Source organism: Streptomyces sp. DH12 (genome assembly GCF_020873895.1).
GTDB lineage: Bacteria > Actinomycetota > Actinomycetes > Streptomycetales > Streptomycetaceae > Streptomyces.
In genome coordinates, this window is sequence record NZ_JAHWGT010000543.1 from 1 (window position 1) to 569 (window position 569).

A 569-nucleotide genomic window follows, 5' to 3' on the forward strand; every position below is an offset into this window, starting at 1 on the left:
GCGCACCGCCCGCCGCGGGGCGCCGCACGGAGCCCCGGCGGCGGCCGGCCGCCTCCCCCTCCGTGTCCACGGTGGGCCGCCCGGGCTTCGCCTGGGCGCTGCCCGCCGCCGTGTTCTTCACGCTCTTCGCCATCGTCCCGCTCGTGATGGTCGCGGTGCTGTCCTTCATGAGCTGGAACGGGCTCGGCTCGCCCCAGTGGGTCGGCACCGACAACTGGTCACGCCTGTGGGACGACCCGGTGATGCTGAAGAGCGTCTGGCTCACCCTGCTGCTGACCGCGCTCGGCGTGGTCCTCCAGACCCCGCTGAGCATCCTGCTCGGCGTCTGGGCGGCCGGCTACCAGCGCAACCGCGCGGTGCTGTCCGTCATCTACTTCATCCCGCTGCTGCTGTCCGCCACCGCCGTCTCCGTGCTGTGGCGCGCGCTGCTCGACCCGAACTTCGGCATCCCCGCCGACGCCACCTGGCTGTTCGGCGACGGCAACCTGTTCGGCGAACAGGCCACCGCCATCGGCGTGCTGGCGTTCGTGAGCACCTGGCAGTTCACCCCCTTCCACACGCTGATCAAC

At 71.7% G+C, this 569-nt stretch carries 1 protein-coding gene; it reads left to right on the forward strand.

The genetic code is table 11. The features are described 5' to 3' along the window. Positions 1-569: carbohydrate ABC transporter permease (locus tag LPA54_RS35680; protein ID WP_228984718.1), on the forward strand; the 569-nt coding region annotated here is incomplete at both ends.